The 22,148-nt window shown below is 42.8% G+C and carries 22 protein-coding genes; 5 read left to right on the top strand and 17 right to left on the bottom strand.

Annotated elements, in window-relative coordinates; translation table 11 throughout:
* Positions 1 to 25: 25 nt before the first annotated feature.
* Together A8F95_RS20765 and A8F95_RS20760 are read right to left on the bottom strand one after the other, a co-directional pair.
* A complete protein-coding gene (locus tag A8F95_RS20765; RefSeq protein WP_065412290.1) occupies positions 26 to 1,225 on the bottom strand; it encodes a cytochrome P450 family protein in 1,200 nt (399 codons plus the stop codon).
* A 182-nt stretch (positions 1,226 to 1,407) separates the two neighbouring features.
* Complete coding sequence (locus A8F95_RS20760) at positions 1,408 to 1,776, bottom strand: hypothetical protein (RefSeq protein WP_065412289.1); 369 nt, start codon at positions 1,774 to 1,776, stop codon at positions 1,408 to 1,410.
* Between the two features lie 218 nt (positions 1,777 to 1,994).
* Here A8F95_RS20760 and A8F95_RS20755 point away from each other — a divergent pair, with 218 nt between their 5' ends.
* Positions 1,995 to 3,143, top strand: a complete 1,149-nt coding sequence (locus A8F95_RS20755; protein ID WP_065412288.1) for an MFS transporter — start codon at positions 1,995 to 1,997, stop codon at positions 3,141 to 3,143.
* 51 nt (positions 3,144 to 3,194) lie between these two features.
* Here the strand turns inward: A8F95_RS20755 and A8F95_RS20750 are convergent, their stop codons facing one another.
* The 9 genes from A8F95_RS20750 to A8F95_RS20715 all read right to left on the bottom strand — a co-directional run bounded on the left by A8F95_RS20750 (position 3,195) and on the right by A8F95_RS20715 (position 9,588).
* Positions 3,195 to 3,518 (bottom strand): DUF2085 domain-containing protein, encoded by a 324-nt coding sequence (locus A8F95_RS20750; protein WP_245671476.1) that lies wholly within the window; start codon positions 3,516 to 3,518, stop codon positions 3,195 to 3,197.
* Positions 3,519 to 3,553: 35 nt separating this feature from the next.
* Positions 3,554 to 3,838, bottom strand: coding sequence for a hypothetical protein (locus A8F95_RS22215; protein WP_141676310.1), 285 nt, complete (start codon positions 3,836 to 3,838; stop codon positions 3,554 to 3,556).
* A 172-nt stretch (positions 3,839 to 4,010) separates the two neighbouring features.
* Positions 4,011 to 4,928 (bottom strand): UDP-N-acetylmuramate dehydrogenase, encoded by a 918-nt coding sequence (gene murB, locus A8F95_RS20745; RefSeq protein ID WP_095407502.1) that lies wholly within the window; start codon positions 4,926 to 4,928, stop codon positions 4,011 to 4,013.
* A 224-nt stretch (positions 4,929 to 5,152) separates the two neighbouring features.
* On the bottom strand, positions 5,153 to 5,482 hold the full coding sequence (locus A8F95_RS20740; protein WP_065412286.1) for an MGMT family protein: 330 nt from the start codon (positions 5,480 to 5,482) through the stop codon (positions 5,153 to 5,155).
* 175 nt (positions 5,483 to 5,657) lie between these two features.
* On the bottom strand, positions 5,658 to 6,113 hold the full coding sequence (locus A8F95_RS20735; protein WP_065412285.1) for a hypothetical protein: 456 nt from the start codon (positions 6,111 to 6,113) through the stop codon (positions 5,658 to 5,660).
* Positions 6,114 to 6,254: 141 nt separating this feature from the next.
* Positions 6,255 to 7,778: a histidine ammonia-lyase gene (hutH, locus tag A8F95_RS20730; RefSeq protein ID WP_065412284.1), complete on the bottom strand. Its 1,524-nt coding sequence runs from the start codon at positions 7,776 to 7,778 to the stop codon at positions 6,255 to 6,257.
* Positions 7,779 to 8,127: 349 nt separating this feature from the next.
* A complete protein-coding gene (gene hutP / locus A8F95_RS20725) occupies positions 8,128 to 8,565 on the bottom strand; it encodes a histidine utilization transcription antiterminator HutP (protein WP_049659511.1) in 438 nt (145 codons plus the stop codon).
* Positions 8,566 to 8,786: 221 nt separating this feature from the next.
* On the bottom strand, positions 8,787 to 9,221 hold the full coding sequence (locus A8F95_RS20720; RefSeq protein WP_176713787.1) for a hypothetical protein: 435 nt from the start codon (positions 9,219 to 9,221) through the stop codon (positions 8,787 to 8,789).
* 16 nt (positions 9,222 to 9,237) lie between these two features.
* On the bottom strand, positions 9,238 to 9,588 hold the full coding sequence (locus tag A8F95_RS20715; protein WP_049659507.1) for an ASCH domain-containing protein: 351 nt from the start codon (positions 9,586 to 9,588) through the stop codon (positions 9,238 to 9,240).
* Between the two features lie 529 nt (positions 9,589 to 10,117).
* On the opposite strand from A8F95_RS20715, the gene A8F95_RS20710 reads away from it, so the two are divergent.
* From A8F95_RS20710 to A8F95_RS20695, 4 genes are all read left to right on the top strand, one after another.
* Positions 10,118 to 10,558 carry a YtoQ family protein gene (locus A8F95_RS20710; RefSeq protein ID WP_065412282.1) on the top strand — a complete coding sequence of 147 codons (441 nt, stop codon included), beginning with the start codon at positions 10,118 to 10,120 and terminating at the stop codon, positions 10,556 to 10,558.
* A 336-nt stretch (positions 10,559 to 10,894) separates the two neighbouring features.
* Entirely contained in the window at positions 10,895 to 11,671 is a 777-nt protein-coding gene (locus tag A8F95_RS20705; protein WP_065412281.1) for a TatD family hydrolase, read from the top strand.
* A 32-nt stretch (positions 11,672 to 11,703) separates the two neighbouring features.
* Positions 11,704 to 12,321, top strand: a complete 618-nt coding sequence (locus A8F95_RS20700; RefSeq protein WP_065412280.1) for a LysE/ArgO family amino acid transporter — start codon at positions 11,704 to 11,706, stop codon at positions 12,319 to 12,321.
* 51 nt (positions 12,322 to 12,372) lie between these two features.
* Positions 12,373 to 13,539 carry an MFS transporter gene (locus tag A8F95_RS20695; protein ID WP_065412279.1) on the top strand — a complete coding sequence of 389 codons (1,167 nt, stop codon included), beginning with the start codon at positions 12,373 to 12,375 and terminating at the stop codon, positions 13,537 to 13,539.
* Positions 13,540 to 13,625: 86 nt separating this feature from the next.
* Here the strand turns inward: A8F95_RS20695 and hutI are convergent, their stop codons facing one another.
* The 6 genes from hutI to A8F95_RS20665 all read right to left on the bottom strand — a co-directional run bounded on the left by hutI (position 13,626) and on the right by A8F95_RS20665 (position 22,040).
* Entirely contained in the window at positions 13,626 to 14,930 is a 1,305-nt protein-coding gene (gene hutI, locus A8F95_RS20690; protein ID WP_065412278.1) for an imidazolonepropionase, read from the bottom strand.
* The gene (gene hutU / locus A8F95_RS20685; RefSeq protein WP_065412277.1) at positions 14,927 to 16,603 is read right to left on the bottom strand and encodes a urocanate hydratase; all 1,677 of its coding nucleotides are present in this window, start codon (positions 16,601 to 16,603) and stop codon (positions 14,927 to 14,929) included. The genes hutI and hutU overlap by 4 nt, the downstream gene beginning before the upstream one ends.
* Before the next feature lie 339 nt (positions 16,604 to 16,942).
* A complete protein-coding gene (locus tag A8F95_RS20680; RefSeq protein ID WP_065412276.1) occupies positions 16,943 to 18,409 on the bottom strand; it encodes a response regulator transcription factor in 1,467 nt (488 codons plus the stop codon).
* Positions 18,381 to 19,337: a DMT family transporter gene (locus A8F95_RS20675; RefSeq protein ID WP_065412275.1), complete on the bottom strand. Its 957-nt coding sequence runs from the start codon at positions 19,335 to 19,337 to the stop codon at positions 18,381 to 18,383. The genes A8F95_RS20680 and A8F95_RS20675 overlap by 29 nt, the downstream gene beginning before the upstream one ends.
* 189 nt (positions 19,338 to 19,526) lie before the next feature.
* Positions 19,527 to 20,720, bottom strand: a complete 1,194-nt coding sequence (locus A8F95_RS20670; RefSeq protein ID WP_065412274.1) for a hypothetical protein — start codon at positions 20,718 to 20,720, stop codon at positions 19,527 to 19,529.
* Positions 20,721 to 20,861: 141 nt separating this feature from the next.
* Positions 20,862 to 22,040, bottom strand: coding sequence for a M20 metallopeptidase family protein (locus A8F95_RS20665; protein ID WP_065412273.1), 1,179 nt, complete (start codon positions 22,038 to 22,040; stop codon positions 20,862 to 20,864).
* Between the last annotated feature and the right edge of the window lie 108 nt (positions 22,041 to 22,148).

The following is a 22,148-nucleotide window of genomic DNA, read 5'->3' as shown; positions in this document are numbered from 1 at the left end:
CCGGGGAATAGGAACGTTTTCGTACTTAACGCAAAACAACAGGAATTTCTTTTACACCGCGGACAATCATTCCCGGTCTCCACTCCAGCTCATCAGGATGAACACTTAGCTTTAATTTAGGAAAGCACTGAAGCAGGCTATTAATGGCAATTTCTCCTTCCAGCCGGGCAAGCGGTGCACCGAGACAAAGGTGAATGCCTTTTCCAAACGCCAAGTGCGGGCTCTTTTCTCTCGTAATATCAAGAATGTCAGGGTCCTTAAATTGGGAAGGGTCATGATTGGCCGAATTAAGGGCAATCATGACCACTTCGCCCTTTCTCATGAACTTCCCTTTGAACTCTAAGTCTTCGCCCGCCCAACGAGAGGTACTAAATTCAACAGGCCCATTAAAGCGAAGCAGTTCCTCAATTGCGGTGTGAATCAAATCCGGATTATGCTGCAGCAGCTTGAATTGATCAGGATGTTCCAATAGGGCAAGAATGCCATTTCCAATTAAATTGACGGTTGTTTCGTGGCCGGCAATAATGAGAAGCGATACGACTCCATATAGCTCTCTTTCTGTCAGTTGGTCACCCTCATCCTCGGCATGAATGAGCTGGCTAATCAAGTCATCTCCAGGATGCTGCCGGGTTTTCTCAAACCATTGACCGAGATATTCAATAAATTCATTCATATGCTGGTAAATATTCTGAGCGTTCTCTCCATTTGCTCCCTCAATTAATGAATTAGACCAAAGGCGAAACTTATCACGATCTGATGAAGGAACGCCGAGCATTTCACAAATAACGATAATGGGCAGTGGAAAAGCAAAATCATCAATTAAATTCATCTTTTCCTTGCTGGCTGCTTGATCTAAAAGTTCATTTGTAATTTCTTGAATCCGTCCCCTCATGCCGGCAATCATATTTGGAGTAAAGGCTTTTTGAACGAGCCCACGCAGCCGTTTGTGATCAGGCGGATCAGAAAATAGCATATTTTGAGTAAACACACTTCCGTGGTCCATACTGCCGCCGAACAGCTTAGAAAAGTCTTTAATAAATCGTTTATCCTTTAGGGCTTCAACGGCTGCTTCGTATGTCGTAATCATCCAGCCATTCTGACCGTCAGGCAGCATAATCCGGTACACAGGGTCTGTTTCTCTTAATTTTTTATAAGCAGGATAAGGGTTCTTCGTGAATTCTTTTGTAAATGGAATAAAGCTGCGATCGTTCTGAGAATGATTCATAGATAATACAACCTCTCCCTCTTCGCAAACAATTTATTTTTTTACATAAAATAACTTATTTACTAAACGATAGCACAAAGGGTGAAAGGTCTCAAAATTTAACAAATAAAAAACTTTGCCCTTTTAGACAAAGTTTATCCAAAGACGCTTATTCTCTTTGACCAGCAGCCTAGCCTAACACCTTAGTAGTAAGCTCTGCGCCGTATTTCCTTCACGAGCAAGACGGCTGCTATAACAAGAACAAGCATAACAAAAAGGACAGCTGTCGTTGAAATGGTAGACATAAAAATAATAATGCCTGCCACTTGCAGAACGGCAATGCTTAACCCAACTGCAAAACCTCTCTTGTTCTCTTTACGGCCCGCAATAAACATCTGCAGGGTAATCAAATTAATGATAAAAAAGAGACCGACCACTCTTATAAAAGGAGTGGAAAACACACCTGCCTCGTCTTCTGGACCGTATAATATAAAGGCTGCAATGGGAAGAGTAGATAGATTTATAATGAGAAAGGCAAGTCCCCAAGAAAGCCAAAATAAAACTTTATTCATCACAAAAACTCCTCTTTTTATACTTTAACAGAGAGAAACCTGCTTATCGGTTACATGGAGACGAGACGTCGTCCATACACTCTCTTATTTTGAAGCATTTTATGCAAAGACTCAACAATTAAAGATAGAAATACGTCAAAAGCCATAAGCTGCCTTGACAAAACTTTAGACGAAAAGAAGAATAGTAGAAAGGACAACAAGATAGGAGCGGCTAAAATATGCGTATTTTCGTTTATGTGATTATTTTCTTCTCGTTTTTTGATTTGTTTACCCAGCTGCCGATCATGAGCCCTTTTGCAGAATCTCTCGGCGCCACGCCCTTTTTAACAGGACTGGCTGTCGGTATGTATTCTTTCTCTAATACAATCGGAAACATCCTTTCAGGTTTTCTCACCGACAAAAAAGGAGCCTTTCGGGTTTTACTTGCCGGCTTGTTATTAACGGGAGCTTCCCTATTGCTTTATCACTTCGTTGTAGATGCCTGGTCGCTTCTGGCCATTCGCTTCCTGCACGGTTTGCTCGCTGGGCTCATTGTCCCTGCTGCATTCACTTATTTAGCTAATGCAGCCGAGGAAGGAAAGAAAGGAAAAGGTGCCGCTATTTCAGGTGCATTTGTCGGCATGGCCGCCATCATCGGTCCGGCATTCAGCGGGATTGTTGCCAGCAGAACGAATGAAACGACCGTATTAACCGTGACCGCTTTGGCACTTCTTCTTCTTGGAGTACTAACACTATTTCGGCTGCGCACAAACGTAAAAGCAGAGAAAAAGGCAGAACAGGCCGATCGCATGAAAGTACGGGATTTTTTCAAGAGCACTAACGTGGTAAAAGCATTTATTGGTGCATTTTTGCTGATGTTTTCTCAAGGTGTGCTTGCCTATATGCTGCCATTGAAAGTTATTCTTCTCGGCTATGATTCCCAAACAAGCGGAATGCTGTTGAGTGTGTTTGGAATCGTGGCAGTTCTAATTTTTCTGTTGCCAACTAATCGAGTGTTTGACCGGATTCAATCAACCTCAACGCTGGCATTCGGCATGACGATGATGGGGATAAGCCTTGCTTTAGCCAGCCAAGTTAAAGACATTTCATTCCTTTATGTATGTATGGCACTGTACGGTATTGGCTTTGCTTTCTTATTCCCTTCTCTTAATTCTCTGCTAGTGGAGGCTGTAGCTCCTGCCCACCGCGGCAAGGCATATGGCTACTTCTATGCTTTCTTTTCATTCGGAGTCGTTGCCGGCTCAGGTGTAACCGGCCTGCTTGCCTTGACTATAGCAGAAGGTTTTCTTTTTACAGGGATACTATTAATCATTGCAGCGATTGGCAGCCTTTTGAAAGAGCCGCCGGTCATCAAAGAACATCATTAAAGCTGTCTTTTAAGCAAAAAGACAGCTTTCTTTATGATAATTATAATGATGTCAAGATAAGATTAGCGCGACACCAATGTTTGCTGCCACTACAGCAAATTGCGCAAGGCCGATTCCGGCGGCCAGCCCTGTTACACTGCGTAGAATATTATTGCTTACACGTATTTTCCATCTTTGCGTAAAACCATCTGCGAGCAGCGGCAAGCAAGCTAGAATAGCGACAGCAAAAGACTGCGGGAGCGGCCAAGATAGCCCATAAATAGACAGCGGTCCAGACAAAAGCAGCCCAATTAATAAAAACATACACCGAAAGCAAACAGGAAATTGCTTTTCTTTTATTACAAGCGATCTCTCTGGCTTGCGGTGACAGGGCATAAATTGCAACGTGAAAAGATCGATGAAAAAACTTTTCATGATGAACAATCCGGACTGCAATCACAGTCCCCATCCTTATCGCAATCAAACCCTTTTAAGTTAAACGTGCTTGGTGGACAATCACAGCAGTCCGACAGATCATCTATTTTCCCCTGTCTCCTCCTTTTGCGATACCAAAAAACAGTCACTATAAATAGGACAATGCCAAATACAAGCCATCCAATTAAGATGGTTCTTTCACTATTTGTTGGGTTGGACATTAATCCTGTAATGCTGCCAATCAGACAGATAATCGTTACTAAAAAACTTAGAAAAACCATTTTCTCCCCCTGCTATCTCTTCGTCTTATTAATCTAATTTAAAAAAACTGTTATTTATCAGTTTATTCATTTAAACTTTATCTTTTCCCTTAAAAAATGGCTATTCTTTTTTAAACCCATCGAATATTTCCCACTAAAAAAACAGCCCTGATCCAGGACTGTCTAATAAAGCTTAATTCACTTCTTCGCCGACAATTTTAGCCTCTAACTCAAGTTCTACTCCGAACGTTTCCTTTACTTTCTTGCGAACCATTTCAATAGTGGCAATGTAATCCGCTGCTGTCGCATTGTTCTTGTTAATGATAAATCCAGCGTGCTTCGTTGATACTTCAGCTCCGCCGACTCCTTTGCCCTGCAAACCGCTATCTTGAATTAATTTCCCTGCAAAATAGCCTGGAGGCCGTTTAAATACGCTGCCGACAGAAGGATACTCAAGCGGCTGTTTTGATTCTCTCTGGAAAGTAAAATCATCCATCTTCTCTTTAATGACAGCTTGGTCGCCCTCTTCAAGAGCGAAAACAGCTTCAAGTACAATGTCTTTATTTTTACTAATGATACTTGTACGGTAGCCAAGTTCCAGTTCATCTTTTTGTAACGTACGAAGCTCACCTTGCTGCGTCACCACTTTCACGTGGTCAATAACATCCTTTACTTCACCGCCGTAAGCGCCGGCATTCATCACCATGGCTCCGCCGATTGATCCCGGAATTCCACAAGCAAACTCTAATCCAGCCAAACTATGTTCGTACGCTAAACGAGAAGCATCCTTGATATTCGCACCGCCTTGGGCGATTAATGCATTTCCTTCAACACGCAGTTCGGTTAAATGTTTAAATTGCAGCACGATGCCACGAATGCCGCCATCTCGGACGATTACATTTGAGCCATTTCCAAGCAGAGTAAACGGCAATTGGTGCTTTTCCTTTAGACGAATAACTTGTGCGACGGTTTCATATGTGTCAGGCATCACTAAAAAGTCTGCCTTGCCGCCGATTTTTACTAAAGTATGATCTTTCAGCGGCTCATCACGAAGCACGTTTTTCTCACCGCAAATAGCAATCAGCTCTTGATAAATTTCTTCATTCAGCATATGTTCATACCTCATTACGTTTATCGTATTATTAAAAAACCGAGCGGGAAGACTTTTCTTCCCTTCTCCATTCTAGCCAAAAAAAACTGTTTTGGAAAGGGAGACCGCCTGTCTGCTCCGATCAGCTCCTTTCTCACCGTAAGATAAGAACCTCTATTATCGCCTTTATTACATTCCGCTTATACTATATATTTAACGATCCATTGTTTCATGCCTTTTTTGCATTAGGTTTGCTTCTTCTTATCGAACTGTTTTAAATCCACACGCCCATCTTCCGTAAACAAAATCCCTTCCTGCTCCAGCAGCATTCGCTGTACTTCACGAGATTCCTCATCTGGAACAGCGATCTCTCCCTTGGCATTTACCACCCGGTGCCAGGGCAGCTTATATTTCCTGCTCATCGAATGTAGAATCCGCACTACTTGCCGAGCCGCACGCGGGCTGCCCGCTATTCGCGCAATTTGTCCGTATGTTACAACATATCCAGATGGTATTTCCTTCAACACTCGAATAACTTCAGCTGTGAATGGCTGTAGTTCTCCCTCATTTCCCACTCCATCACCTCCATGTTTAGCGATCAAACTTTAAATATTTATCATTATTTTAACAATTTATTTCCCAAGAAATCTGCTTACGAACTCTTCTTTATAACCTTAAGTTTAGTTAGTCCATTTACTTTATAAACGGGTACAGTAAGTAGAAGGTACCTTCATCCAAGAGTTAAATTTCCTAGCAGTCCGATTCTGTTTGCTGAATTTTATTTTTAAAAGACTTGTCCACCTTTGATAAATATAAGAGTTCCTCGTATTGCTCTCTTTGTTTTTTAAACTCAGTATACTCGCTCTTCTGTAAAGACAAACAATCCAAATGTGTATCGTGGAAGGATAAATTCACTGTAATGGGAAGAAAATCACTTTCCTTTTTACAATGAGGACATGACAACTCTGTTTTATGAAGGACACCCCTATTAAAAAGCAAATCGTAGCGGGCAAGTTCTCTTTGATACGTTCGACTTAGCCGCCCGCAGCTGCTGCATTCCGCTAATTGATTTAGTCTATTCAGTTCTGACTTTATTTCTTCTTTATCATTCAGGCGACTCATAAAACGCTCAAGTGAAGTATAAACAAGAAAACCAATCATAGGCATGCCGATCAAACAAATCAAAAGGGTCATGAACTGGTTCAACTCTATCGACTCCTTTATTCAAGATGTATAGAAGAGCTAGGAAGTTGTCCGAATTTTTATTACTTCGATCATATCATATGACCGCTGCCAAAAGAAAAAGTGTCAGCTCTTTATTAACGAGCTGACACTCTTTCATACATATTAAGCAAGATCAGATACTCTCTTTCTAAGCCGGTCACAAGTGATTGGATGTAAAGCTTGGTTCAGCCTTTCAATGTCTTCGGAAAATACGCGGTCTTTCGCCATGCTTGGCACGATGCTACGCAGCTGTTCCCACTTAGTACGCAGCTTCGGCGAAGCTTTTTCGATCCCTTTGTATTCTAACGCCTGCATAGCGCAAATGCACTCGATAGCCAACACGCGGCGAACATTCTGGATAATCATACCGGCGTGGCGAGCAGCGATTGTTCCCATGCTGACATGGTCTTCCTGATTGGCAGAAGAAGGAATCGAATCAACACTTGCCGGGTGGGCCAATGTTTTGTTTTCTGATACAAGCGAAGCCGCTGCGTATTGCATAATCATAGCTCCAGATTGCAAACCAGGCTGTGGGCTTAAAAATGGAGGAAGATCATTCAATTGCGGATTAACGAGCCTTTCAATCCGGCGCTCGGAAATATTAGCGAGCTCCGCAACCGCAATTTTCATAAAGTCCATCGCTAGTGCAATCGGCTGACCGTGGAAGTTACCGCCTGAGATAACAAGCGCCCCATCTTCAAAAATAAGCGGATTATCTGTCGCTGCATTCATTTCGATTTCCAGCTTTTCTTTTACATAATCGAGTGCCTGCCACGAAGCACCATGCACCTGTGGGATACAGCGGATCGAGTAAGCGTCCTGTACACGCTTTTCCCCTTGTCGTGTAATCAGCTGACTCCCCTCTACCCATTCGCTCACCCGTTTAGCAACAGCGAGCTGCTGTGGATAGCCTCGTGCTTCATGAATAGCCGGATGAAAAGCATCAATGATTCCTTCTAGCCCCTCCATCGTTAAAGCAGCAATCCATTCACTGTCGTAAGCGAGTTGCTCTGCCTCTATATAATTGATTACACCCATAGCCGTCATAGCCTGTGTACCGTTAATAAGCGCCAACCCTTCTTTCGCCTGCAAAACAATCGGCTGGATGCCTTTATCTTTTAACACACTAGCTGCATCAACGGGTTCACCATGTTCTCCATGCACCTTGCCTTCACCAATTAAGACTAGAGCCAGATGGGAAAGCGGTGCCAAATCACCCGATGCCCCTAAAGAACCTTGTTGAGGGATATAAGGATGAACAGACTGATTAATAAGCTCTGCCAGCGTATTAACTAACACCGGACGAACACCTGAAAAACCTTTTAATAAAGCGTTAAGACGCAGCACCATCATAGCGCGGGATACCACTTCCGGGAAAGGATGGCCCACACCGCAGGCATGAGAACGGATTAAGTTGAGCTGCAGCTCTTGTACGTCTGTTTCATTGATCACGACATCACTAAACTTCCCAAAGCCTGTCGTAATCCCATAAATCGTCTTCTTTTCTGACACAATTCGGTCTACTGCTAACCGGCTTTTCTGTACCCGTTCCATGCTTTCCTCTGAAATTTTTATTTTTTCCTGCTCTAAACAAACTCTTTTTAACTGCTCAACTGTTAAAGAATTTCCTGTTAATTCGACTGCCATTTGTAATTCCTCCTTTTTTAGCTCAAAAACATAAAAAGAGGTGACGATGGCATATAAAAATAAGCCATCATCACCTCCTAACGTCTCGTTACTATAGGTCATGATTTAGTTTATTCAATTGGATGGTTTAAAGGTACAGCCCTCAACAAGAAGGTCGATGCAACTAGTTTCCCGCATCAGCTGCCTTCATTTGTGGCTTGTGTTATAAATAAGCATGCTTTATGATTCACTGAATGAAAACGCTTGTCTTTTAAGGTACAAAACCTGGCGAGAAGCAAAGTGACTACAGAGTCATGAACACTATAGACAGGTGAACACCGAAAAAAGCGTGCGTTTGCCAACAGCCGAATCAAATGTGATTAATCCCAAGGCCAATTGCCTCATGTTCTAACCCTTTTACAGGAGCACCGATTGTGCCGTAAAAAGCAACCGCAATCCATTCACCCTCGTTCGCTTCCTTATACGGCTTTCCCCGTACAACAGCAAAGCGAAGGCCAACGGTTCTCATCATTTCACCAATGGCGAGGCGTCCTCTCGTTACCCCTTCTAACGCTTCGAGAATCGCATGATATAAAGCATGAGTTTCCCTATATACATCTTCTTCAATTAACTGGTGTCTTTTCACTGCTGTTTCAACAGCTGAAATGACCTTTTGGGTATTCATCGATCCTACTTTTCCCTGGCAAAATGACACTTGACTAAATGCCGCTTCAAACATGCGGCTCTCTTCATCATCCAGCATAGCAAGTAAGGTGGCAATCTTCCCAATCTGTATTGCTTGCGCCATTCAACCACCACCTACATTAAAAATAAAAATAATTGGTTGCTTGCTTATTATTATAAACTCAACCTAAAATGAGAGTCAATTATAATTTGGAAAATTTTAGTATATTACCACGTTATCAGAGTAAAGAGCTCTTAGCAACAAAAAAAGATCAAGTGAGGACAAACGCTTTAAGCGTTCAGCTTCACTTGATCTTAATAAGTTCTAAGATAGAGGCAGACAACTTACCATAAATTCGGCTTCATCGTCATAAACCACAGCATAAGCATCAACAAAAAGATATAAATCCAGACAGACCGATGCAGTTTGTCCACAAGTGCCTGCTTATTAGCCCCTGGCTCATTAAATCCCTTCAATGTCGGGGAAAAGGCCCGCGCGAGGAAAAATATGGAACTGAACATGACGATGATTGTCATCACAACCCAAGATGTTTTCCATGACCACGGCCCATTTAGGATAAGTAAAACGCCTGAAGCCACCAACACATGGCCCGCATGCTTAACTAGTCTCACGGAAGAAGAAAATACGTGTATATAGGCCTGCTGTGCATCAGCCTCGGCTACTCGCATTTTTTTAATTAAAGCGAGCAGGACAAAAAACGGACCGATGGATGCGACAGCGCTCAAAATATGTGTATACAAAAGAAATTGGTATGCAATATTCATTTTTTACAAATTACTTCTGCACAGGACTAAACTCGTGAACCCATACCTTCATGCTTGGCACCCAAGGCATGCCGGGATGCATTGATAAAATAGAATCCTTATATTCTTCCAGGCTTTCGTACCCTTCCTGCTTTGCTTGCTCGTCTGTTAACTCTCCAAGGGATTGTGAATATACACGTTCAACAACAAATTCTTGACCTTCAAGTGTCATAATCTCGCCAATGTCTGCATATCTGCCGTTACGACGTGTGGCTGTTTTTTTTCCATTTAATACTTTTTCAACATCTGCCGGAACCGTAACTAACCGTTCAATTGTACATGTTTTTGGAGGCAAATTTAGGTTTTCATTCTCGTTTGTCATTGTTAAACCACCTTTATTTTTAAGATTCTCCTTTATTATACTTCATATCCAAATGCCCGCAAAACAACAGCTTCGTTCTTTGTTCCCAATGTTTTATTGTTCCTAGGCAGGGAATCAGTACATTATCTATAACAAAAAAAGGCAAATGTCTAACGATCATCTATTTCCTTGAATCTATAACGGAGCAGCAGCTTACTCCAAGAAAGAAGGAGATTATATGCAGAAGCCCACTTTAAAAGAAATCCTAGACTCGCTCACCTCCATGAACAGCCACCTCACTTCTCTAGGAAATAGATTGACAAAGATAGAAAAAAAGATAGAAGACCTTTCACTGATTCATCAGCATACCCGCAGACGCAGAAAGTCGTAATCAGTTTAAAACAGCTATTCTTCTTAGAAGTTATTTTTCTGTACCTCATGTCCCTTTCGTCTTAAAACTCCATGATCGTGATTCTTTGAATGTGAGTTCAGTTAATTAAAAGTTAAAAGGATGCTATACTGAAGGAAATATGTGTTAGGAGGATGCATGATGAGATTAACTGTTTACTTGGCTGGAGAAATCCATAGCTCTTGGCGAGAAGAAATTAAGCAAAAAGCGGCAGCCCTTAAACTTCCAATTGACTTTGTCGGTCCGATGGAAAACCATGACCGCTCTGATGATATCGGTGAAGAAATTTTAGGTAAGCAGCCAAATGCCATTTTCCGTGACGCAGCGGCCTCAAGTCTTAATAACTTGCGTACCGAAGTACTCATGAAAAAGGCAGATCTAGTCATTGCCCTGTTCGGAGAGAAATACAAACAATGGAATACAGCAATGGATGCAAGCGCTGCTGTTACTTTCGGCAAACCGCTTATTTTGATCCGTCCTGAATCCTTGCATCACCCATTAAAAGAACTATCTAGAAAAGCCAATGTCACCGTTGAAAATGTGGATCAGGCAATGAAGGCCCTTGCTTACATATTTGATTAACTGCGAATGAAGCCTGTTCAGGAACTTCCTGAACAGGCTTTTCTTTACTAATATTATGATGAAATCAGCTCTTTCCCTTTTCCAAAAAAGTTTAGACAGCGGCTCCTAGCCCTGATTTTGAGCCCCTGTAAGAGGATCACTCTCTTTATGAAGACAAGCAAAAACAATGAGGAAGGTGAGCATTTGCCGACAGCCTAAAAATCTGCAGCATTAGGCAGACTTTATTGCTTTATTGGCACCTGTCTATTCCCTAGACATTAAAAATGATTCATAATGGCTGTAGAAGATCCATGTACAGAATACTTTTACATATGAAACATAAAGTGGAGGAATCAAATGAATAAGTGGATCATTGATTCTCATATCCATCTAGACTTATATTCCATGGAAGAACAAGCTATCATTTTGCAAGACATGGAAAAACATCATGTTAAAGCGCTCATTTCGGTCTCCCAGCACCTTGCTTCTTCTAAAACAAACTTAGCACTATCTCAGCAAGACAAAAGGATTAAAGCAGCTTTTGGTTTTCATCCGGAACAAGCCCCTCTAACAGAAAATGAGTTAGCAGATCTATTGTTATTTATGAAAAAGCACCAGGCAGAAATGATTGCTGTCGGTGAAGTAGGCTTGCCCTATTATTTACGAAAAGAAGACGCTGCTATTCCAATAGAACCGTATATTGAACTTCTAGAACAATTCATTCAACAGGCAGCTGCACTGAATAAGCCTATTATTCTTCACGCTGTTTACGAAGATGCGCCCATTGTCTGTGCTCTATTAGAAAAGCATTCCATCACGAAGGAGCATTTTCATTGGTTCAAGGGAAGCCAAGAAACCAGGAAGCGCATGGCGGCTAACGGTTATTTTATCTCCATCACGCCCGACATCTTATATGAACGAGAAATTCAAGACATCGTTAAGCAGTATCCTTTGTCTCAAATGATGGTTGAAACAGATGGGCCTTGGCCATTTGCCGGGCCCTTTTCAAAAGCTATAACCCATCCTCAGATGATTCACCGCACCATAGCAGAGATCGCTTTCATTAAAAAGATGGAAGCAGAGGAAGTGTATGATATATTGTATAAAAACACAGAACAATTTTATTTTAATTAGATTATTTGGTTGAATAACGAAGGAGAATGTTCATGTTAGCTGCCTTACTCCACGGGATTGCTTTAGCCTTCGGGTTAATTTTGCCTCTTGGTGCCCAAAACGTCTTTGTTTTTAATCAAGGGGCTTCGCAGCCTAAATTTAGAGGAGCCATTCCCGTTATTATTACTGCTTCACTTTGTGACACCTTGCTCATTTTACTAGCTGTTTTAGGTGTCTCTGTCATTGTATTGTCTATTCCGGCATTACAAGTAATTTTTTATTTAATTGGACTGCTATTTTTAATGTATATGGGGTGGTCTGTCTGGAAGAGTGAACCTGCAAACTTGGATGCAAAGAAAGCAGCCATGTCGCCTAAAAAGCAGATCCTTTTTGCTATGTCCGTGTCTTTACTTAACCCTCACGCTATACTTGATACAGTAGGAGTCATTGGTATGAGCTCCTTGGGGTATTCCGGTGCAGAAAAAATCGCCTTTACTGCTGCCTGTATTATCGTCTCTTGGATATGGTTTTTTAGTCTTGCCACAGCAGGCAGAGCAGTTGGCAGTTTAGATACAGAGGGGAAATTTTTGAAGCTCCTCAATAAAGTATCGGCTCTTATTATTTGGGGAGTGGCTCTTTATATTGCCGTCCAGCTTTATCATATGGCTTAGCGTAATAGCCATTTTCAGTATTTATCACATTTAGAAATGGAAGTGAACATTATGTTAGAAACAAAAAAAGCTTTGCCTATTTTGTTTGTCGTCATGTTTCTCGTCATGGTTGGCTTTGGCATCATTATTCCTGTTTTACCGTTTTACGCCGAAAACATTGGGGCTTCGCCTACACAGCTAGGGCTGCTGATGGCGGTTTATTCTTTAATGCAGCTTTTGTTTGCACCTATGTGGGGACGGATCTCTGACCGTATCGGCCGCAAACCTGTTATTATGATCGGCATTTTAGGCCTTTCCCTTTCCTTTTTTCTAATGGGCTTTTCCTCTGCCCTTTGGATGCTGTTTGTGGCAAGGATCGTTGGCGGTATTTTATCCGCCGCTAACATGCCTACCGTGATGGCATATGCGGCGGATATTACGACTCCGGAAGAACGCGGAAAAGGAATGGGAGTCATCGGGGCGGCTACTGGATTGGGGTTTATTTTTGGCCCAGCGATCGGCGGCGTGTTTTCGAAAACAAGCTTAAGTATGCCTTTTTACATTGCTGGGTTTTCTTCTCTTTTGACGTTTTTTCTCGTTCTCTTTTTATTGAAAGAATCGCTGACGGCTGAGAACAGACATAACGGACAGAAAGAGAAGCAGTCACTCCGCCAGTCTTTACGTGGAGCCGTATCTATTTTGTTTATTCTGCAATTATTTATTTCAGTATCGTTATCTGGTTTAGAAGCGACCTTTGCTTATTACGGTGCTAAAAAAGCAGGTCTTGAAAGTGTGAACTTAGGTTACATTTTTATGATTATGGGATTCGCTAGTGCTTTTGTTCAAGGGGGATTAGTGGGCAGATTAACGAAAAAATTTGGTGAAGGCTTTGTGATTCAAATAGGCATTCTCATCTCAGCCATTGGCTTTGGATTGATTCTGCTTACGGATAGCTTTGCCACAGCGGCTATTTTTCTAACGATCTTTGGAATCGGCAACGGCATGATTCGCCCCGGGGTCTCCGCTTTACTAACGAAAATATCCAAGAGCGGCCACGGAAGTACGACTGGCCTGCTGTCATCATTTGATTCACTCGGCAGAATTGCAGGTCCACCATTAGGCGGCTGGCTCTTTTCCATCGCCATCGGACTGCCGTATATTTCAGGAATCATCCTTTCCGTCATTGCTTTCATGCTATATCGCTTGTATACAAGTCGGGCGAGAAAGTTTTCTTATTAGGTTTTCATAAGAAAGGAGCTGTCTATAGCTCATATAGACAGCTCCTTTTGTCGTATTGAAAAATGTTTCACGTGAAACGTTTCTTCTTATTTTGTAACCGTACGAAGGCTTGCAGCAAGCTCTTTTTCTTCTTGATTCACCACTTGAATGCCCTTTTTCCAGACAGAATGAACGTGGTTAACACCAAATAAATATTGCAGCTCCTGATAGTTCTTCACGTTCCATAGCACGATATCGGCCTGTTTTCCGACTTCGAGCGAACCGATTTGTTGTTGGCGACTAATGGCGCAGGCAGCGTTATACGTAGCGGCTGTTAAAGCTTCTGCCGGTGTCAGTCGCATTGAAATACAAGCTAGATTCATGACGAGCGGCATAGAGGTAGTCGGCGATGACCCTGGATTGCAGTCAGTAGAGATCGCTACCGGTACACCTGCATCAATCATTTTTCGGCCTTTTGCCGCTTCTTCCCTTAAATACAAGGCGGTTGCAGGTAAGAGACAGGCAATCGTTCCTGCTTGCGCCATCGCCTCTATCCCCTCATCCGATGCTTTTAATAAGTGCTCCGCTGAAATGGCCCCCACTTTGGCTGCCAGCTCCGCTCCACCGTAAGGCTCAATTTCATCTGCATGTATTTTTGGAACTAATCCATACTCTTTTCCCGCTTCTAGTATTCTTTCAGATTGCTCTGGTGTAAAAACTCCTTTTTCACAAAATACATCATTGAATTCGGCCAGCTTTTCGCTCGCCACGACAGGCAGCATCTCATTAATCAAAAGATGGACAAATTCATCTTCCCGCCCCTTGAATTCTGGAGGGACAGCATGTGCGCCCATAAAGGTCGGGACGAGATCAATCGCATGCTGTTGCTGTAACGTCTTCATTACTCTTAATTGCTTTAGCTCTGTCTCTATATTCATACCGTAGCCGCTCTTGCCTTCTACCGTGGTCACTCCATGGGCTAAAAATGAATCTAAACGGCGAGTAGTTTGCTCTATTAGTTCTTCTTCTGTCGCTTCCCGGGTCATGCGGGCGGTCGCATGAATGCCGCCGCCTGCATTCATAATATCCATATACGTTGCACCTTCGAGACGCATTTCAAATTCCCGCTCCCGGCTTCCCCCGTACACGACATGAGTATGCGGATCAACAAGCCCCGGCGTAACCAAGCGACCAGAGGCATCTACCTCCTCCGCTTGGTCTACTCTGTCCTTATAACGCTTTGCCAGTTCCCCTGTTGTTCCGACCGCCTTGATCTCTCCATTCTCAATCCATAAACTGCCATCCTCTATTAAACCGAGCTCTGACATCGCTTCTTTTGAACGCGGCCCTTTCACATCTGAAGCTAGCGTTGCCAACTGTGCTGCATGCTTAATCCAGATTGGCTTTGTCATGACTGATCTCCTCTTTCTAACATTGGCATCTTGATTCCTTTTTCACGTGCTGTTTTCTTTGCGAGTTCATAACCAGCATCAGCGTGACGAACAACACCCATTCCTGGATCAGTTGTTAAAACTCGCTGGAGGCGAGCTTCGGCCTCTTTTGTGCCATCCGCAACAATGACGACACCAGAATGCTGGGAATACCCCATCCCTACACCACCGCCATGATGGAGAGAGACCCATGTTGCCCCGCCAACTGCATTAACCATGGCATTAAGAAGCGGCCAGTCGGATACTACATCTGATCCGTCTTTCATCGCTTCTGTTTCACGATTAGGGGAAGCAACTGATCCGGAATCCAAGTGATCACGTCCAATAACGATCGGTGCTTTTAATTCTCCGCTCGCTACCATATCGTTTAAAATTTTACCGAAACGGGCGCGCTCACCGTAGCCAAGCCAACAAATGCGGGCAGGGAGCCCCTGAAACTCAATTTTTTCCCGTGCCATCCGAATCCAGTTACATAAATGCTCATTGTCTGCGAATTCACGTAAAATGGCTTCGTCTGTTTTATAAATATCTTCCGGGTCCCCTGATAAGGCGGCCCAGCGGAAAGGCCCTTTTCCTTCACAGAATTGCGGACGAATATAAGCCGGAACAAATCCAGGAAAAGCAAAAGCATTTTCTACTCCTTCATCTTTAGCTACTTGACGGATATTATTGCCGTAATCGAATGTAACGGCTCCTTTTTCCATCATGTCAAGCATCGCTTTGACATGAACGGCCATCGATGCTTTCGAACGCTTCACGTATTCTTCAGGATTGGCTTCCCGAAGTTTCGCTGCTTCCTCCAGAGACATATTTGATGGGACATAGCCATTTAACGGATCATGAGCAGATGTTTGATCTGTTAACACATCTGGAATAAAATTTCGTGCGATCATTTCTGGAAGCAGCTCTGCCGCATTTCCGATTACACCGATCGATAGCGCCTTTCCTTCTCTTTTTGCTTCTTCTGCCAGCCGAATGGCTTCATCTAATGAATTGGTTTTCACATCTGTATAGCGAGTTTCAATACGGCGGTCAATTCTCGTTTCGTCTACATCGATGGCGATACAAACACCGCCATTCATCGTCACAGCAAGCGGCTGAGCGCCCCCCATGCCGCCAAGACCAGCTGTCAGGGTAATAGTGCCTCTGAGCGTACCGTTAAAATGCTGCTTTGCGAGCTCGGCAAATGTTTCGTATGTTCCTTGTACAATCCCTTGAGAGCCAATATAAATCCAGCTTCCTGCTGTCATTTGCCCATACATCATCAATCCTTTTTGATCGAGCTCATGAAATGTCTCCCAGTTCGCATAAGCTGGAACGATATTCGAATTAGCAATCAACACACGTGGAGCATCCGTATGTGTTTTAAAGACGACAACCGGCTTACCTGATTGAACAAGAAGCGTTTCGTCCGCTTCAAGATTTTTTAACGTTTCCACGATGGCATCGAACGCTTCCCAGTTACGGGCTGCTTTCCCGATTCCTCCGTAGACGACAAGTTTATCCGGATGTTCCGCGACATCAGGGTCTAGGTTATTCATTAACATGCGCAGTGCCGCCTCCTGCTGCCAGCCCTTTGTGTTTAGCTCTGTTCCTCGATAACGTTTGACTTTCTCCTTTGACACCACATTCATTTTTTCCATCCTCCTTTATTTGTTACTTTTATTTTATAATGAAAATTCTGTTTATTATTTATAATTTAATGATTATTTTATGTTTTGTTTGCACACAATTCATTATATTCTCTATTATTATATTTCATTTCAATTTAAATTTATTTTTTGCTAGTTAGCAAAAGCAGATAGTGGTTGATTTCCGCTCTAATTAGCTTCTTTATCAACAGTTTGCTTCTCAAAGATAATGAACAAACAATAGTCTTTTAGAAAAGCGCTTTTTCCAAAAATAAAAGCGATTCAGTATGGACTGAATCGCTAAGGATAGAGATGAACGAGCAATAGAGAACACGAATTTTCTCAATAGCCGGAACGGTAGGCTGATGGAGTGACTGACTCATATAATTTGAACTTTGCATTAAAGTAGGATTGGTGGCTATATCCTGCTAAGCGAGCCACTTCTTCCAATGGTAAGTCCGTTTCCTTTAAAAGTCGCTTGGCTTCCCTTAATCGCACTTGATGCAACGTATCGCGAAAGGTTTGGCCAGACTCAGCAGCAAAGCGACGACTGAGCGTGCTTTTATTTATACGAAGCGCCTCTGCACAAGCAGCTAGATTCCAATTACAATCCCAATAATTCGCTTCAATTAGTTCTCTCGTCTTTTCCACAAGAGAACGCGCTCCCCCTTCTAGTTGTCCACGATCCTCGTAAAGCAATTTTTCAACAAATGAGAGCAGCTCTTCAATAATTTGATACATCACTGGCTGATGGATAATTTTCTGAAACACCTCATGATAGGCCGCTTCTAGCTGAGTACTTTGAAGTTCATGTGACTTCATATGGCGGCGGACCTGTGCCAAAATGCTCGTCAAGCGGATACGGACGATCTCCGGATCAGGATAAGGCGGCTGGAAGGTTAAAAAGGCGCTTTCCATCCAATGACGAATCGCTTTTGTTTCTCTCTTTTCGAGCATTTCAATCCATTGTCGCTGCTCTAAAGGGGTTAGAAATGGGTCCATTTCCTGAGAATGTGCTGATCCGTTTTCCGCCAAAATAATATCATATCCTTGAAAGAAAACTTGTCGAGTCAACTCCCGTGTTTTCTGATAAATACTTTTGAACGACTCTTCAGAAGAAGCTGTCTGAATGACGATAGCCAATGGCTCATCCATCCGCTCTTTCCATGTAGCTAAAAAAGCTTGATACTCCTCTTTACAAACCTCAGCATCTTTTGTTTCTTGTACACATAAAATAAAATCAGATAAGGCAAAAATCCGATACCTTCCACTAAAAGCATGCTGGAGAAGCTGTTCATAGACTAATGGCAGCATGAGCGGCTGAGGGATTAAAAAAGCGGCCATCGTGATCGGGCCGCCAGACTGGCGCTCTGTTAAGAAAAGGTCAGGATAGTCCACCATATCCGCATATTCATTTTTCGCATCATCATTCAAATAGGAAGGCTCATTTCGCAATTGATAACGCAGCTGCTGAATATGTTTAATTAATTCCAATGGAGAAAATGGGCGAAACAGGACGTCCTCCGCCCGGTAACGCAAGGCTCGATAAGCTGTCTGAAAGATTCTTTCAGAGGAAATACCTAACCAGCGAACATTTTTTTGCTTTAACGCTTCACCGAGCTTTGTTTTTTCATCCGACCATCCGTCCATGTTCAAAATAACGAACGCAACTCGCTGGCTCTCCATCATCTGTTCAAATTCCTCGATAGTATTCCATGTAATAAGATTGACTCCAGTTAGATGAGACTCAATCACCCACCGGATTCCCTGTGCCTCTAGTTTATCTTTTGCTACTAAGTGAATATCCATATTTTATCCCTTTTCCGCTTTTACCATTTCCTGACTCATTGAGCAGCGTTTCGCGGCGCCTTCTTCCTAAAGCATTTACAATTACTACACTTAAAATAGCCACGATGCCTCCGATGACAGACAACGTGCTCGGTAATTCCTTAAGCCACACCCAAGCAACGAGAATAGCAAACACCGGCTCAATGTACATCATACTCGTAACCGCGCTTGCCTCACCTAACGAAAGAGCGACGGCCCATGTTACATAGGCAAGGGCAGCTGGGAAAATCCCAACATATATCGCTGCCATAGTCGCTTCTGTTGTCGCTCCCTGAATTTCTTGAAAGAGGCCAGGGAAGAAAATGAAGAAAGGCAGAGTGCCGACCCAAGTAAAATAAGCTGTCAACTCAATAGGTTGGTAGCTGTACAAAAGTGGTTTTTGAAAAACAAAGAAAACAGATGTCGCAATGGATGCGACTAATATTAAAAAGGCTCCTGCCGAAATGCCAAATGTGGACCCTGCTGTTCCCAATGTAATGAGAAAAATACCGATGAAACCAACAAACAATCCAACCCAACCGAATAGTCCTAGTTTCTCTTTTAATACTATAACGGCTATGACGGCAGTAAACACGGGAGCTGCCGCAATCAACATGCTGGCTGTACCCGCTGAAACCGTCTTTTCTCCGAATGTTACGCATAACTGATAGACGCTAATGCCGATCCAGCCAAGAGCACAAATTCTAATGAAGTCCTCTTTTTTCGGCAACCGGAATTGAGTGCCGGGCCACAGAGCATAAATCGCAAAAATGCCTGACGCAATCAGAAAACGCAAAAGAACTAAATGACCTGCCGAGTAACCGCCGTGTAAACTTGCACGAATAGCAGCAAATGACGACCCCCATACGATGATGGTGAAAGCTGCCATCCAAAAAGCCTTCTTATTCATAGCTTCCACCTCCAATTAATGTGTACATCGAACAAAATATCACATAAAAACAAGATCGACAACCTTGTATAACAAGGAATAAATATAGCATGCTTCACCGCAAAGGCCTCTCCCTAAAACCAAGGAGAGGCAGCATGACAAGGCGCATAAGACTCAAATAAATGGTTGGTCCTTGAACAAGCTTCTCTTTTAAAGCGTGCTCATGACAACCCCAGCAATCACAATGGAAGCGGTCGTAACCGTTGTAAATCCACCCACTAGCATGGGAGATAAAATTTCATTAAAAATGTACTCTTCTTCTTCTTTCGTTTTCCCAATACTCCGGCTTACTTCCTCACAAACTAAGTAATCGCCTGGAAAGCCGAACATTGCCGTTAAAGCCACTGGAACTCCTTTATCCATATCCCATCTCACAAGCTTGGAACCGATAAAGCCACCAAGAATAATGCCGATAGCCCCGATAGCAAGAATCATCATAACAGCAGGGAAATATTCTAACAGCATATCAAACGTTACGCCATTCATGGATTGAATAATAGCGAACACAATAGCTAGCATAACAATCCCGAAAGAATTAGATTTCTCGAGCATGCTTTGTCGATAAAAACCAACATATGTGCCAACCAGGCCAATCACCAGCGCCCAAAGAGCGTAATTGATACCCGTTGCTTTATTCAAAATAACAGCCAAAGAGCCGCCGATAAACAATTGGAAAATTAAAATAGGAGCCGTCGCATACTTATCAGGAAGCCATTGCTTTCCTTTTACTTTCGTTTCCTCCTGATCGATCTCTCCACTTACAAAAGCAGCGTCACTCGTAGCAACCAGATATTTTTCCTGATCAAAGTTTGCTGAAAGCTTTTTAGCGTACCGCCGAAGAAAAAACGATGCCAATGGCAGCCCAACCAATGTTTGCAAACCCAGAACAACAGCTGGAACCGTCACAAGAGAGGCCAAGCCTAGTTCATGCAATTTATCTGATGTAATAATAAAGGCAACGACGCCACCGCTTATTGGCCCAACACCAGAAGCAGCAATTTTATAGCCGAAAATAGGTGTAACGACTAATAAAATCGTTCCGGTTGAAATGACGATACCGATTAGTGCAATGATCACGGATTTGTATTGCTGTTTAATCATTTTCATAGGAATCAGTGTCCCCATATGCACAACTAGAGGCGCAAACATTAAAGCACCGAGCGTCGCAAGTGTTGAATGGTCCAAAAGATCTTCCGGGAATACTCCAACCCAAATGAGCACTAAGTAGCCGAATAATGCAATGGCCAGCATTGGTACCCGAGCTCTTGTTTTAATTGAGACAATTTCTCCGACAACTATTAAAGACAAAATAATCATAGTGGCAATAACCGGGTCTTTCAACATTCGTATCGCTTCCCCTTTTTCGTTTTTTAGTTTCCTTTAGAGTAAATAAAACGCTTTCAATAATTAGAGCAAGGAATGTTGAGGGCATTGTCGTTTTTTCTTTTCATTGACCGCGTCTCTTTGATCGCATAGACGATTCTTTTACTGACAACATATTTTTTTAGCGATGCCGATAAAATAATTCACACCAATTTTCAATGCTTCTTCTTCAATTTTAAATTTTGGATGATGAAGTGGATAGGCTTCACCAAAGTCTGGGTTATGAACACCAATAAATTGCATGGAAGCTGGCACTTTTCGAGAGAACGCCGAGAAGTCTTCGCCGCCGAATAGAGGCTCTTCTACATGAATGACGTTTTCTTTGCCAACTATATTTTCTGCTACTTCTCTCGTAATGCTGACTGCTTCCTTGTCATTGACTACACTTTTGTATCCTTCATGCCAGATGATTTCATAGCGGGCGCCATGCGCTTCTGTAATTCCTTTTACAATTTGATTGACATAACCCTTTGCCTGTAAGCGGATATCATCATCGAGTGAACGGATGGTGCCGCCGAGCTCTGCCGTCTCTGGAATGACGTTTAATGCGCTTCCGCCGTTAAATTTTGTAACGGAGATGACCGGTGATTTTAAAGCCGGCAGCTTTCTTGATACGATCTGCTGGATGTTAATGGCTATTTCTGCCCCGACCATAATCGGGTCAACCGTTAATTCTGGAGTAGAAGCGTGACCGCCGTAGCCAATGATCTTTATGTCAAAATCAGAGTTACCTGCGCACAGTACACCTTCTCTCATGCAAATCTTACCCGCTTGTTCATACGGCGTCACATGAAGAGCAAAGGCATAATCCACTCCGTCTATTACACCTTTTTCAACCAACTCCACAGCTCCCCCCGGAGGCATTTCTTCAGCGTGCTGAAAGATAAACCGGATCTCTCCGCTAATCTCTTCTTTCATTCCAGAAAGTGCTTTTGCAGCCCCCAATAGCACAGAGGTATGGGCATCGTGTCCACACGCATGCATGACTCCTGGATTTTTAGATGGAAAGTCAATATCGGCTTCTTCTTGAATTGGAAGCGCATCCATGTCGGCGCGAAAAGCAACGACAGGCCGCTTTCCTACAGATGTTTTTGATCCTTTCAGTACAGCGAGGACACTTGTTTTGGTTGGTCGTGTCACTTCTAATCCAGGAAAGCTTGTTAAATGGTTATACACGTATTCGGAAGTTTGGATTTCTTGAAAAGAAAGCTCCGGGTTTTCATGAAGATGTCTTCTCCATGAAATCACTTCCTCTTTTAGTGAAGCTTGTTTCACTGGCATAAAAAAATTCCTCCTCACCCACTCTTGAATAGTATAAATTCTTTTAACTTTTCCGTATAATCAGTTTATTCAGTGGTGTAAACAGGATGTCAATAAGCTTTTTAATCA

It is taken from the genome of Pseudobacillus wudalianchiensis (genome assembly GCF_001685015.1).
Lineage (GTDB): Bacteria > Bacillota > Bacilli > Bacillales > Domibacillaceae > Pseudobacillus > Pseudobacillus wudalianchiensis.
Note: the sequence above shows the minus strand (reverse complement) of the source record. Positions and strands in the feature narration are given on the sequence as shown.